This is a genomic window from Streptomyces sp. NBC_00683, from assembly GCF_036226745.1.
GTDB lineage: Bacteria > Actinomycetota > Actinomycetes > Streptomycetales > Streptomycetaceae > Streptomyces.
On the sequence record NZ_CP109013.1, the window covers coordinates 7,657,702 to 7,670,891 of the forward strand.

Below are 13,190 nucleotides of genomic sequence, written 5' to 3' on the forward strand. Positions count from 1 at the left end.
CCGTACGGCATGATCGCCGTCCATGAGAGCTCTGCTCGGGGTGGAACTCCCCGGATACCGGCCCGTGGACAACGACGCCTGGGCGAATGACAACGGCGATGTGCTGTCGCTGCACTATTTCGGTCTGCCGCCGGACCTTCCTGCCGCACTGGAAGACGGCCCGACCCTGCGCAACACGCTCACGCACTGGACCGCGCAAGCGGGCGGCGGGCTCATAGAGGCCTCGGTGAAGAAGCTGGGCGGGCTGCCTGCGCTGCGTCAGATACTCAAGGTGCCGCTGCCCCAACAGGCCCACGGACAGGTGTTCATCGGCAGCTTCACGGTGCCGCGGGCCGGATGCAGCACGGTGGTGAAGATCCAGGCCCCCGAGCGCGGTATGACAGGCATGCGGGAAGCCGTCGTCCTCGCCAAGCTCGGCCCCGACCAGTACTTCCGGCCGCACCCCTATGCCCCCGAGGTCCAGGGCGGCCTCCCCTTCCACGCGGCGGACCACGCCAGGTGGGACGCGGAATTCCCGGACCACCCGCTGACCAGGGTCCGGCGGACACTCGACGCGCTGGTCGAGGCGGTCACCGTGGACCCCGGATTTGCCGCGCTGGCGCCGTTCGCGGGCCCTGTCGAACCTGCCCCCCGCGGCTGACGAGCCGCGTAACACGGCGGCGCCGCCGCTCCCGTGGGACGGGGAGCGGCGGCGCCGGTCGAGCAACGGTCAGACGAGCCAACCCACGAAGTGGACGACGCCGGCAAGCAGGTTGGTGAGGAAGTTCATTCGGTGCTTCTCCTTGTGCGTGGTGCATCGGTGGGACTGCGCAGTCGCGGTCTGCAGCCCGTTGCTTGCGCCCTGTAATCATCAGGCTGCGCACCGGAGTTGATCGACAAAAATTGACACGATCACACGTTCTGACGAACACCCGATCCCCTGTTCGTGTGTTCTGTTGCGCTCGGTGTGAGGTCAGGCGGAGACACCCTGCGCGGCGGGCGCAACGCTGCCGGTCCTCTCCAGCAGACGGGTGATCGAACGGGCCGCAGCCCGTCCCGCCCGGTTGGCCCCGATCGTGCTGGCCGACGGCCCGTACCCGACGAGATGGACGCGCTCGTCCCGTACCGCCCGGGTGTCCTCGACGCGTATGCCGCCGCCCGGCTCGCGCAGCTTCAGCGGGGCCAAATGATCGACTGCGGCCCGGAACCCGGTGGCCCACAGAATCGCATCGGCCTCGACCGTCCGACCGTCGGCCCAGGTCACCCCGTTCGGGGTGATCCGCTCGAACATGGGAAGCCGGTCGAGAACCCCCTCCTCGCGCGCGCGTCTGACAGCGTCGGTCAGCGGCAGTCCGGTCACGCTCACCACGCTCTGCGGCGGAAGCCCGAGCCGTACGCGCTCCTCCACCATGGCCACGGCGGCCCGCCCCTGCTCCTCGCCGAACGGCCCCTCCCGGAACACCGGAGGCCGACGCGTCACCCAGTACGTCGCGGCCGCCACCTCGGCGATCTCCATCAGATGCTGGGTCCCGGAGGCCCCGCCACCGACCACGATCACCCGCTGTCCGGCGAACTCCGCCGGCCCCGGATAGTCGGCAGTGTGCAACTGCCGCCCCCGGAAGGTCTCCTGGCCCGGATAGCGCGGCCAGAACGGCCGGTCCCAGGTCCCCGTCGCATTGATCAGGGCACGCGTGGCATAGGTGCCCTCGGACGTCTCGACAACCAGTCGGCCGTCCTCTCCCGTGCTTCCTTCGCGCACGGCGTTCACCTCGACGGGGCGGTGCACCCGCAGGCCGAAGCGGTGTTCGTACGCGTCGAAGTACGCACCGATCACCTCGGACGAAGGACGCCCGTCGTCGGCACCCGTCAGCTCCATGCCGGGCAGGGAATGCATGCCGTGGACCTTGCCGTAGGTGAGCGACGGCCAGCGGAACTGCCAGGCACCCCCGGGCCGCGGGGCGTGGTCGAGTACGACGAAGTCCCGGTCGGGCTCGAGGCCGGCGCGCCGCAGATGGTACGCAGCGGATAGCCCCGCCTGCCCGGCGCCGATCACGACCACGTCCAGCTCGCGCATCCCGAAGTTGTTCACCCTTCTACCAACCGGGGAGGGCTCCCGGATCTTCCCGGATCCTCAGGGGGCGCGACCACCTGTCGCCGGCGCCAGAATGGAGCCATGCCCGACTCCTTCGCCACCCACCTGCTGAGCATCGCCACCGGACGGACCGAGACGGTCACGGACCTGACCGCGGACTGCGAACAGTTCCTCGCCCGTGTGGCCCAGGGCAGGGACGGCCTGCTCAACGTCTTCGTCCCTCACGCGACCGCCGGAATCGCGGTCCTGGAGACCGGAGCGGGAAGCGACGAGGACCTCCTCGCGGCCCTGCAGACCCTGCTACCCGCAGACGACCGTTGGCGCCACCGCCACGGAAGCCCCGGCCACGGCCGCGACCACGTGCTCCCCGCCCTCGTACCGCCGCACGCGACTCTGCCGGTGATCGGGGGACGGCTGGAGCTCGGGACATGGCAGTCGGTCTGCCTGGTCGACACGAACGTCGACAATGCTGACCGCAACGTCCGGTTGAGCTTCTTCGGATAGGACGTCGCTGCGGTGGGACTGCAGAGGGGAGTCCGGCCGCTCCGACTACTTGGCGTCGCGCCGCCGGCGCGCGCGCTCGAACTCGGCGTTGTCCGACATCCAGGAGCCGTGCTGGTCGAGTGAGGCGCAGCCGCCGCGGACGAAGGCGCTCACCAGGTTCCGGTACCCGCTCATCCCGTCGACCAGGCTGTACTCGACCCGGTACTCCGGATCCGACCCGCCTTCACCCTCCCGCACCGTCGTGACCCGGGCGATGGAGTCCGCGTAGAAGTGGAGCTGGACCCCTTCGCCCATCTCCTCGTCCTCGATGGTGAACACTTCGTTGTCCGCGGCAGAGCGATCGCCGACGAACTCCCAGAACTCCGCGGTGGCAGTGCGGGGATCGTCCTGGATCCACTTCTTCTCGACGCCCTTGTCATCGGTGAACGACAGGCTCGTCTTCCTCGCACTCCCGCCGGAGTCGGCGCGGTCGCCGGCAGCCTCCTCGTCGTCCTCCATGGGGGTGCTCCTGGAGCGGTCCGCGGCCTCCGAGCACATCAGGAAGCTCACGGTACGCACCGCGTCATCGACGAGCTCAGGGTGTGCACGGCGCACGGCCGCGTCGACCGCCGTCGCCATCCGATCCCAGTCGCGCTTGTCCGTGGCGCGCTTTCCCCGTCGCGGATCGCGGCCGATCCGCATTCCGGCGCATGCCTGCTCCGCGGTGGCGATCACACGCATGACCTTCGGCAGCAGCGCGGGTTCGACGGCATCGGGCAGCCGCTTCGGAACCGTCGCGCCGTGCAGGTACTGGCCCGTGTACTTCAGCATCGCGGCGTCGAGTGGACCGAGTACTGCTCCGCACTCGGCGCGACGGCGGTTCGCGTGGTACTCCTGAGCCCGTTTCCCGTTGGACGTCTCTGTCGCCGCGCCCATCGCCGCGCAGACCTGACCGCGTTCGAGCAGATCGATGTCAGCCCCATGGGCGATGAGCCGACCCCTGTCCCACTGGATGCGCTGGAAGAGTGCGTCGACGTCCGCGGGCGCGGAGAGGAGAATCGGGTCCAGGAGCGCGACGGCAGCGTTCTCGTCGAGCCGGCCCCGGGTTCCGGCGGCGTCGCACAGCGGAAGGACCGCACTCCACAGCAGCAGGTGTCTGGCCAGGTCCTCCCGGATTACCGCAAGGTGGGCTTCCCCGATCGAGAACGTGAACGTGCGAGGCTCATGGTTGGCGTCAGCCCCGGCACCGAGCATCAGCTTCAGCTCACCGGCCTCGCGGATCACGTTCGGGATCCAGCCGCTCCTGCGCGTGAAAACTATGTCTCTCATGGGCTCAGTCTTCCCCATCAGAAGAGACTGGCGAGCCCTGCCTGCACCGGTCTGACCGGCCGCTTTCGTGTGAACCCATGCCGCCCGGAGCGAGCAGGCCCGTCATGGTCGAGTCAGAGGTTGTATCGGAACACCACCGAGTTCCGGTACAGAGCAACTTCGATCCGGCACCGAACTCGACGGATTGCGTCCAGATGGGAACGAACCGCTGACTACTGATCTTGATTGGGTGATGTCGGGCGTACAGCTCGTCGCACTCCGCAAGCCTTGCTCGACGGCGTGACCGTGTGCACGGGCGGTCGGAATCCAGTTCATTGCAGGGCGCCGGGACCGTTAGGGTCAGCCGGATGAGTGATCTTCGGCCTGTCGTATGGCTCCTTACGGGCATGCCCGGCTCGGGTAAGACCACCTTCGCGAAGACGTTGGCACGAGGCGGTGTCGTCCGCCTGTCAGTGGATGACCAAATGACAGCTAGGCATGGACGGATCGGCAAGGACCACGCCGAGCACGAACACCTCTCGCTTCAGGCTCCCGTGATTGAGGACGTTCAGCGACAGCTCGTCGCGCTCCTACAGGAAAGCCGTTCGGTAGTGCTGGATCACGGTCTGGGCACCCGCGCGGTCAGGGACGGCTACAAGCAGTTGGTCACGGACCATGGCGCCAGGTGGCGGCTCGTCCACTTCCAGGCTGATCACGATGAGTTGTTGCGGCGACTGGCCAAGCGAAACAGCGAGGAGGAACACGGCGTGATTTCGCCAGAGACGCTGGCCTGGATCGCTGAGCACTCCGAAGCCCCTGTGGGGGAGGGCGAAGAGCCCCCAATACTTCCAACCTCAGCCTGACAGATCCTTGGCTGAGATACTTTTCGGCCACGCAGGTCCAGGCATGGTCGACAGTCAGGCCAGATCAGGTGCCCAGCGCCAGGATGGCGCCCGCAAGACAGCCGTCGATGAGGTGCGGCCGGTACTTGCCTTCCTGCGGGTTGAGGTCAGGTGCGTAGGACGGGAAATGGAAGACGGTCAGCCAGTCCTCGTTCGCGGTAGTCCTGCCAGGTGAATCCCTTGAGTTCGCCCTTGCGGCCCCGGTGAATGCGGAAACTGTAGATCAGCCGGGAGCGGTCTCCGGAAGCAGACCATTCCCGCCATCGAAACCCGCCCTGAACCCCGTCCCGGGACGCGGAATGCCGGAGTCCGGCCCCAGGATCACTCCAACTCCCGCTCCAGCTTGGCGATTTGGTCTGCCGAAAGCCTCAGTCGTCCTGGCGATCCCTTCGACAGGGCACCCTGTTCACCCTACTCGCGCCACTGGCGGCGCCAGCGCTTCACCGACCGCTCGCTCACCCGCAGCACGGCCGCGATCTTGCGGCTCTTCGCGCCGCTCTCGAAGCGACCGACCGAATCCAGCCGGACCCGCTGTCTTGCAGCCCTCTTGGCATCGGTCAAACCACCGCCCTGCGCGTACCTCACGCCCCACAGCTACCGACCCGACTCGGCTCCGTCAGGTGAACAGCCCGACATCACCCAATCAAGTTCAGTACGCACCACCAGAGAAATACAGCAATTACTGGTCGACGCGTAGGCGTTCATGACCACCGTTCGAATTCGACGTCGAGGCGCTTGTCGGTGCGCACCCAGACTTCGCCATCGGCGGCCTCGGCGGGGGCGTTGACTCGCTCGACACCGAGGAATTCGATCAACTTGAGCAGTTCGGCTCGTTCAGCTCGGTCATCGTCGGCATCATGCGAGTCGAAGAAGACGTAGTACTGGTTGCTCGGGTCTACGATGCCTGAATTTGCCCAGATCCGGGCGACTTCTTCGATTGCCGCGGCTTCGGTAGTGATCGTGGCGGCGCGGGTAGCACCGCGAGTCTCCGGTGACGCGTCGAGGTCCGCGAGGACCGTGAACCACTGGCCGAAGTAGTCGAGGCCCGCAAATCCGTTCTCGAAAAACAGCATCGCGCTCGGCAGGTAGCGATTGGCCCTGTCGACCTTGAGGTATTCCGACCGAGGCTGATCCGCCACCTCGATCCGGGCGATCACACCTTGACCGGGCATGAGTACCAAGCTTTGGCCCGCCGGCTCATCTTTGATGGTGTAGGTATCAGAATCTCGGTTCCGGAAGAACGCGGAGAATGCTACGTACGCTTCCTGAGGGTCGTCTACGGAGACCTGCTGATCGTTGCCGTCACCGACAGCGAAGATGAACTGTTTCGGTCCGGGGTTGTACGGGCGAGCCACAGGTGTCCTTCCTTCAAGTGTGATAACTCCACCAGCGTAGTCGCATCAGAGGAGACGGACCTGCCGCTCATCGCCGGCGAATTGCCAGAGGAGCCGACGGCCACCGGAGCCACAGGCCCGTGCACCGGTAGCCTGTTCGGCACGCTCACGCCCAACTTCGACTATGTCCCGGGCGCGGCGCAGCCGCCGACGTTCCCGCCCATCCCACAACTCTGAGCACTACAGAAAGGCCGGCCGACACACGGCGGGCGCCGTTCGCCACCGGGGGCGGTGCCTCCGTGCAGGCCGCCGAGCCCAGTTGTTGGGCAGTTCGGTCTGTGTACCCGACGGCCTTACCGGGCGGGCGGGCGGCCGGTGCAGTCGTCGTGCAGGGACGCCACGGCGCATGTCGTCCTCGCTGGTGCCGTGGAGGCTCCTCGGCTGGGTCCGCCGAGGAACAGCGGTCGTGTCCGGGAGGAGTTGGCGGGCGGTCACCTCGCCGAGCGGCCGGTCCTGCACTTCGGGCCGGAAGGCGTCAGGTGGTCGTGGGGCAGGAGGCTTGCTCGGAGTACCATCCCTGCGAGGTTTTCCGGTCGGCGCTCCCCAACGTGGCTTTTCTGCACACACGCTTCGGGACTACGGCGCCCGGCATCGACGCTTCGAACGGTACCCCTGCAGTTGTGCAGTCGTATGGGGCATCCATGCAGAGAGGGCAGTGGGGAATGAGTGTGGTGGAGAGCTGGTCCCGCGTGATGAATCTTCTTGAGCAGCACGCTCCGGCCGAACACGCGGATCTGCCTGGGCCCGCTACGGAAGAGATGCTCGCGGCCGCCGAGGAACGGATGGGTATCCCCCTCCCTCGGGATCTGCGGGCGTGGCTGCTGCAGAACAATCTGGATCTTCCTGAGGAAGATGTGGACGACGGAGTGGCATGTTGCGGCTTCGCCGGTTTCCCGGATGAGGGCAGTTTCTTTCTGGGCATCCTGGCGATGGAGACGCTCTATGCGAACCGCTGTATGCCCGGTGGATTCGACCCTCCGGACCAGCCGGACAGTCCGTTCTGGCGTAATGAGTGGATCCCGTTCCTGTCGGACCAGGACGGCTGGATGGGAAAGTTCATCGACGCGCGGGACGGGCGGATCGGCAGGTGGTTCGTGGGTGAGATCACGACCACGGGCGAGTACGAATCACTGGCTCATTATTTCGACTCCGTGGCGGAGATGCTGACGAAGATCGCCGATGGAAACCATCCGGTCTGCGAGGTCACCGAAGGGCGACTCGTCTGGTCGTGAAGCAAAAGCGCTCCCCGATTGTTTCGGTGGGCGCTTTTCGTCGAGCATTCAAAGCGTAGCCACCGATGGGGCGCCACAGGCAGCGTGAGAGCAGGGGTCGCGGCGGACAGGGCCGGTGTGCCGTTGAAGGAGGTGATCGGCCTACGCCGTCATGACACCCTCGCCCACCTGGCAGCCGCCTTCGTCACCGACCCGGCTGGCAAGGTGCTGTGGATCTTACCCGCCCTTCCGGGCCGCACCCCCGACCTGACCGCCGCCCGCACCCACAAGATCATCCGTATCTGCGAACGCCAGGGTGTCCCAGTCCTCGCCGACCGCGCCCGCACCGGCGCCGGACCCCACGTCACCACCGGCCTCAAACGACCACCCGGCGGGAGAACGCACGCCCACCCAGCGCACCCTCAACCGCGCCCTCCCCCAAGCCGGAGCCCCAGTCGAACGCGCCATGGCACAGCTGAAATCCTGGGAGATCTATCGCAGATCCCGCATCAGCCCCAACCGGATGACCGTCATCGCCGAAGCCACCCTCACCCTGGAGAGGCAACGCCGAAAACGCTCAGTGCTCGCAGAGGGAGAATTCTCGTTCGTAGAGCTGCTCGTTGTGCTCGTTGACGAAGAACTTGCGTTCCTGCATGAGTTGTTCGCGATAGTTCTTTGCCTGTTCAAGCGTCATGGTCGAGGTCTCGGACCATGGTTGTTGCGGTGGCACGTCGGATGTGGAGACGATCTTTTCCGACGGGTCGACAAGGAAGAACGCGAGAATTTTGCGATATCCCGGGCGGGTGGGGTCCGTGAGGCGGAATGAGCCGACCCGGTGCTGCAGGATGTTCGGAAACGCCAGGCAGCGGCCCGCTGGGGTCGATGCCGATCCCAGCGTCTGGTTCAGTGCGTCTTCGTCCTCCAGGCCGTAGACCTCACGCAGGCCGTTGTCGTCGTTCTGCTCGTAGTTCGGGTCGTCGAGTGCCGCCCGGAAGCTCAGGTGGCTTTCGGTGATGTTCTCGCTGTCCCAGTAGTAGATGCCGGTCGATACGATCCGCTCGTTCAACATCCCCTCGACGTGCCAGGAACCGCCGGCGTACTCGGGCTTCTCCGGGGTGAGATGAATGGTGGCGAGCTTCACGATGACCTGGAGGCGGCGGCCGCGCAGGTCGACTCGGGCGGATTCGTCGGGCAACTCGGGCGGGGTGAAGACCGGGGCGTCCGGGATGACCGGGACGCGGTTTTCCCACCAGTCGTCCTGGGCCTCCTCCCACGCGCTGAGGGCTTCCGCGTAGGCCCCGTCATCGCTGTAGGAGGCTTTGTCCGGATGCTCCGGCTCCGAGTCGTACCAGCCGTAAGGATCGGCCTCGATCCGCAGGGGCCGGGGGTGGCGCAGATCGGTGAGCACGTTCTCGAGCAGAGGGCGAAAGCGCGCGAGCAAGTCCGGCAGGACAGAAGCCAGTTCGTGATGAGTCTCGGGGTGGACGTTGTTGACGTACGAACGGAAGGCGACTTCGCCGTCGGAACTGACGTCGACGTCCGTGGGCAGCCACTGGAACTGTTCCGAGAATTCGTATGTCGAGTAGCGGTCCGTCGGGTTCTGCCAAGCCCGCTCGGGCGCACCGCTCACCTCTCTCACCAGACAGAACAGTGAGGGATGAACCAGATCCATTACCTGGCCGTCCGATCCGGGATGCCAGTCCTGTTCTGCTTCGGGGACCTCTTCCAGAATCCGGACCGCTTCGCGCAGCCGGGACCTGAGCTTGTCGTCGACCAGCGTGTCCGACTGCCACACCCCGTCGACGGCGGAGACCTCGATGCCGGTTCGTCCGTCCCGCAGCGCGGCGTAATGCACGAGTTCGGCGAGCACGTAACGAACCTGTGCCTCGGTGAGCCCCTGGGCGACCGCTTCTTGCGTCCACCTGGCGACGATGTCGGCATCGTTCATCTTGTCGAACCATCCGGACTTCGCCCGAATGTGTGAGCTGCACTGCATCATCTGAATTTCCCGCAGCGTTCGGGGTGTCGCGAACGATATGGAACGGGAAGCATGGAAGGGCAGCGGGAAAGCAGACAGGCCGGTCAATTCTCTCGGTCCTCCGAGTCGGTGTGTGGTGGCCGGAAGGATACGTCAGCAGACTGACACCGCAGCCGTAGTCCCTCTCGTTGCCGGTCCGGGAGGCAGGCTATGACCCCCTCTTCGGACCGTGGCGGTCGTGCCGTCAGCGTCGTGGTCACGCCAAGGCATCGGTTCGTACGAGGGCTGTAACAGACCGGGATCCGGGGTGACCGGCTGCTGGGCGGCAACCAGAATGGCTGTGCAGAGCTTGAGACATCGACCGGTCCTGGGGGCCGGTCTCGGGGGAGTGGAACACAGCATGCACGCGAAGACAGTGAGAGTCGGATCGCTACGTCAGGGCCTGCGCGGCACCCTCTTGGGAGCGGTGGCCGTCGCGGCGCTGCTGGGGGCTACCGCCTGCCAGGCCTCCGGGGGCGAGGACAACGCCGCCCCGTCGGCCTCCGCGTCGGCCGGGGAGAGCAAGTCGAAGAGTCGCGAGCTCTCGGGTGACTCCGGCACCGGCACCGAAACCGGCAGTGGTGGCTCGGCCGGCGACGCGACCGGGGACAGCGGCGAGACCGGCGGAGGCAACGGCACCGATTACCAGGACTGCAAGGCGACCGACCTCAACACCGCTGTCGAGCTGCAGGATCCGTCCGGGGAGACTCCCCGTCACTTCCTGCTGACCGTCACCAACGGCAACAAGAAGCCCTGTGTCCTCAACGAGGCACCGCTGGTGCGGCTCGGGGCCGGTAACGACGCCCCCACCGTCGAGACGCTCGGGGAGCCGGACACCGAGCCCGTCGTCGTCGAAGGAGACGGCACGGCCTACGCGGGCCTGTACGTCTTCGGCAACGACGAGGGCGGCGAGGCGGAGTATGACCAGTCCGACCGGTTCACCGCCACGCTGGTCGCCGGTGAAGGCACCGAACTCAACGGCACGCTCATCTTCGACCTGCCCGACGGCCTCTCCTCCGTCTCCTACGACGACGCGGCGCGGGTGAACGGTTGGGCCGGCACCGAGGGCCTGGCGATGCGCGCGATCAACCAGCTCTGACCCCGGGCGTGCGGACCATGCCCCACTGGCGGGGCATGGTGCCCTCGACGAGGCTTCACCGCCACTCGCGTTCAAGAGGATGTCGCATCGTCATTCAGCTTGTCCTGCTGGCGCTTCCGAATCGAGTGGATCAGCTGGCGTAGGGCCTCCGAGGCAGATTCTCCAGCCAGCTCAAAATCCCGCTGGACATGTCCGATTGCCGGGGGCTGTGGAGTGCGCTTCTGCCAGCCACGGGCTCCCTGTTCGTACCCGCTTTGCTCTGCCCTACCGCCCTGCGGCTAGTTTGTGTGCAGGACAGGTACGCGGGCCCGTGGGGCAGAGTGCACAGGGGACGGGAGGTGGGGAAGAGTGTCGCTGCGCGGAGGTGATCCAGCCGAGATCGGCGGTTATCCACTTGAGGCACGGCTCGGCTCGGGTGGCATGGGCACGGTCTTCCTGGCCCGTACGAGTTCGGGGCGACCTGTCGCGATCAAACTGATCCACCAGCAGTTCGCGGGGGACGACGAGTTCCGCACGCGCTTCCGGCAGGAAGTCGCGGCCGCGAGGCGGGTGAGCGGCGCGTTCACCGCCGCAGTGGTCGACGCCGCGCCCGAGGCCGAGCAGCCGTGGATGGCGACGACCTATATCGAGGGGCACACGCTCGCCCAGCGCATCGCCGCGGATGGCCCGCTGGACGGAGCCGAGCTCAGGAACCTCGCCATCGGGCTGGCGGAAGCACTGCGTGACATCCACCGGGTGGGGGTCGTCCACCGCGACCTGAAGCCCTCGAACGTCGTGCTCTCGCCCGAGGGCCCGCGCGTCATCGACTTCGGCATTTCGCGCGCCGTGGACCAGCAGACGCTGACGATGACAGGGCGTGTCATCGGTACGCCGCCCTTCATGTCGCCCGAGCAGTTGCAGGCGCCGCGTGGTGTGGGGCCGCGGTCGGACGTCTTCTCGCTGGGAACACTGCTGGTGTACGCAGCGACGGGCCACGGGCCCTTCGACGCGGACAGCCCTTACATGACGGCCTATCAGGTGGTGCACGAGGAGCCGTCGCTGGGTGCGGTGCCGGCGGCCTTGCGCGCGGTCGTCGAGTCCTGCCTGGGCAAGGAGCCCGAGGGGCGCCCCTCGGCGGACGAACTCCTCGTGCTGCTGCGGGATCTGCCGACCGACCTCGGCGGGACCGACGCGAACGGCGTCGGCGCTGGCCGCACCCGCGACATGATCACCCAGCATCACTTCGCGACGCCGGACACCCCGGCGCCGACCGCCCCGACCACCGCCCCGGCCGGCCCCGACTCAGCGAGCACCGGCACCCCCATCGGCCGCCGTCTGCGTCGCCGGTGGCGTCCTGTGCTCGCGGCCGCGGTCGCCGTGGCAGCGATCGGCGGGGGAGTCGCCGCGCTGAAGGCGGGCAGCTCCGGGGGGAACAGCGACGGCGACAAGGGCAACACCGTTGCGGCGCCGAGCGCCGCACTGCCGGACGGCTTCGAGCCGTGGCACAGGACTGTGCAGGGCGGTAGCGAGGACATTCCCGACGAGCTGCGTTGCGTCGCGCGCGGCGACGCGGTGTTCTGCGGGGGCGGCGGTGTTGTCGCGACCCGAATCAGGGCCATGGACGGATCGCGGGTGTGGACGGCGAAGAGCCCGGGCGTCCCCGTCCAGGGCATGCACCTGGTGGGCGCCACCGACGACACGGTGCTCGGTTACCGCTTCGCCGCCCAGGACGCGCCGCAGGACCCTCCCAGCGAGGTGGTGGCCATCGACGCGAACAACGGCCGGGAGCTGTGGTCCGTGCCGTCCGGCGCCCAGTCGACGGCCGTCACGGGTCGGACCCAGGACGCCGTTGTGATCGGCTCGGCCGTCGTGACGGTCGACGCTTCCAACTCCCGCTTCGAGGCCCGGGACGCTCACAGCGGTGAGGTCACCTGGACGACGTCGTTCCCCGCGGGAACGCAGTGCGCTCCCGTCCCGGGGGGCCAACAGCTCTTCGCGATGTGCGCGACGGATGCGGAGGTGGATGCCTTGGAGGTGCGCCACCCGACCCTTTCCACGGTGGACCGCGCCTCGGGGACCCTGGGCAGGCCCATCGCGGTCGACGGTCCCGCCGTGCCGGTGGGTGTCGCCGACGACAGGCTCGTACTCCTTCAGGAGCACATGGAGGGACCGGCGCTGACCGGCTACGACGGGGTGGCGCGGGTCGACCCGGCCTCGCGGAAGGTCACGTACTCCCGACTGGCCAGGACGTACGCGGGGACGCCCGGCATGGTGGACGGCATCGTCTACGTGAGCGGGCAGACGGGACTCATCACGGCACTCGACCCCGCGACCGGCCGGAAGAAGTGGTCGCGGCAGACGGGCGTGGAGGGCGCGTCGGGCCCCGCGGCGGGAGCCGGCGCCCTGTATTTCAGCTCGGCCACCGGCCGGGTGGTCGCGTTGTCCCCGAACGACGGCACGGCGCTGTGGACGACAGATCCGCAGGCCGATGGTCTGACGGGCGAGCAGGGCGCGAGCCCGCGCGTGTCCGTTGCGGGGGGTGCGGTGATCGTGGCCGCGGCCAGGAACACTCTCTTCGCTTTCGACGCGCAGAAGCCGCCGAAGCCGAGCTGACCCCGGCGGCTCCGGGACCCTCGTTCCCGTGCCGATACCTCAGTGGCTCACTCGGCTGATCCGTCGCACCGCCCGGAAGTTGCGCACCTGCGGCGACCGGCCGCAGGTGCGCC

The 13,190-nt window shown here is 67.4% G+C and carries 10 protein-coding genes and 2 pseudogenes; 7 read left to right on the forward strand and 5 right to left on the reverse strand.

The window, feature by feature from the left end:
• The first annotated feature begins 22 nt into the window (after nucleotides 1-22).
• Entirely contained in the window at nucleotides 23-640 is a 618-nt protein-coding gene (locus OG257_RS33385; RefSeq protein WP_329213519.1) for a hypothetical protein, read from the forward strand.
• 312 nt (nucleotides 641-952) lie between these two features.
• On the opposite strand, the gene OG257_RS33390 is transcribed toward OG257_RS33385, so the two are convergent.
• The gene (locus OG257_RS33390; RefSeq protein WP_329213520.1) at nucleotides 953-2,053 is read right to left on the reverse strand and encodes an FAD-dependent oxidoreductase; all 1,101 of its coding nucleotides are present in this window, start codon (nucleotides 2,051-2,053) and stop codon (nucleotides 953-955) included.
• A 99-nt stretch (nucleotides 2,054-2,152) separates the two neighbouring features.
• Here OG257_RS33390 and OG257_RS33395 point away from each other — a divergent pair, with 99 nt between their 5' ends.
• The gene (locus OG257_RS33395) at nucleotides 2,153-2,575 is read left to right on the forward strand and encodes a secondary thiamine-phosphate synthase enzyme YjbQ (protein ID WP_329213522.1); all 423 of its coding nucleotides are present in this window, start codon (nucleotides 2,153-2,155) and stop codon (nucleotides 2,573-2,575) included.
• A 45-nt stretch (nucleotides 2,576-2,620) separates the two neighbouring features.
• On the opposite strand, the gene OG257_RS33400 is transcribed toward OG257_RS33395, so the two are convergent.
• Nucleotides 2,621-3,883 (reverse strand): DUF6357 family protein, encoded by a 1,263-nt coding sequence (locus OG257_RS33400; RefSeq protein ID WP_329213524.1) that lies wholly within the window; start codon nucleotides 3,881-3,883, stop codon nucleotides 2,621-2,623.
• A gap of 347 nt (nucleotides 3,884-4,230) precedes the next feature.
• Here OG257_RS33400 and OG257_RS33405 point away from each other — a divergent pair, with 347 nt between their 5' ends.
• Nucleotides 4,231-4,725 carry an AAA family ATPase gene (locus OG257_RS33405; RefSeq protein WP_329213526.1) on the forward strand — a complete coding sequence of 165 codons (495 nt, stop codon included), beginning with the start codon at nucleotides 4,231-4,233 and terminating at the stop codon, nucleotides 4,723-4,725.
• Between the two features lie 64 nt (nucleotides 4,726-4,789).
• Here OG257_RS33405 and OG257_RS37285 read toward each other — a convergent pair.
• Nucleotides 4,790-5,349 (reverse strand): annotated as a pseudogene (locus tag OG257_RS37285) (helix-turn-helix domain-containing protein).
• Between the two features lie 116 nt (nucleotides 5,350-5,465).
• Nucleotides 5,466-6,119 (reverse strand): hypothetical protein, encoded by a 654-nt coding sequence (locus tag OG257_RS33415; protein ID WP_329213530.1) that lies wholly within the window; start codon nucleotides 6,117-6,119, stop codon nucleotides 5,466-5,468.
• A gap of 701 nt (nucleotides 6,120-6,820) precedes the next feature.
• On the opposite strand from OG257_RS33415, the gene OG257_RS33420 reads away from it, so the two are divergent.
• The gene (locus OG257_RS33420) at nucleotides 6,821-7,390 is read left to right on the forward strand and encodes an SMI1/KNR4 family protein (RefSeq protein WP_329213533.1); all 570 of its coding nucleotides are present in this window, start codon (nucleotides 6,821-6,823) and stop codon (nucleotides 7,388-7,390) included.
• Between the two features lie 183 nt (nucleotides 7,391-7,573).
• Nucleotides 7,574-7,937, forward strand: a pseudogene (locus OG257_RS33425) (transposase family protein); the annotation flags it as partial.
• A 9-nt stretch (nucleotides 7,938-7,946) separates the two neighbouring features.
• Here the strand turns inward: OG257_RS33425 and OG257_RS33430 are convergent.
• The gene (locus tag OG257_RS33430; RefSeq protein ID WP_329213535.1) at nucleotides 7,947-9,455 is read right to left on the reverse strand and encodes a DUF4246 domain-containing protein; all 1,509 of its coding nucleotides are present in this window, start codon (nucleotides 9,453-9,455) and stop codon (nucleotides 7,947-7,949) included.
• A gap of 292 nt (nucleotides 9,456-9,747) precedes the next feature.
• Between OG257_RS33430 and OG257_RS33435 the strand changes: the two genes are divergently transcribed.
• Together OG257_RS33435 and OG257_RS33440 are read left to right on the forward strand one after the other, a co-directional pair.
• Nucleotides 9,748-10,485, forward strand: a complete 738-nt coding sequence (locus OG257_RS33435; protein ID WP_329213537.1) for a DUF4232 domain-containing protein — start codon at nucleotides 9,748-9,750, stop codon at nucleotides 10,483-10,485.
• Nucleotides 10,486-10,833: 348 nt separating this feature from the next.
• The gene (locus tag OG257_RS33440) at nucleotides 10,834-13,077 is read left to right on the forward strand and encodes a serine/threonine-protein kinase (protein WP_329213539.1); all 2,244 of its coding nucleotides are present in this window, start codon (nucleotides 10,834-10,836) and stop codon (nucleotides 13,075-13,077) included.
• The last annotated feature ends 113 nt before the right edge of the window (nucleotides 13,078-13,190 follow it).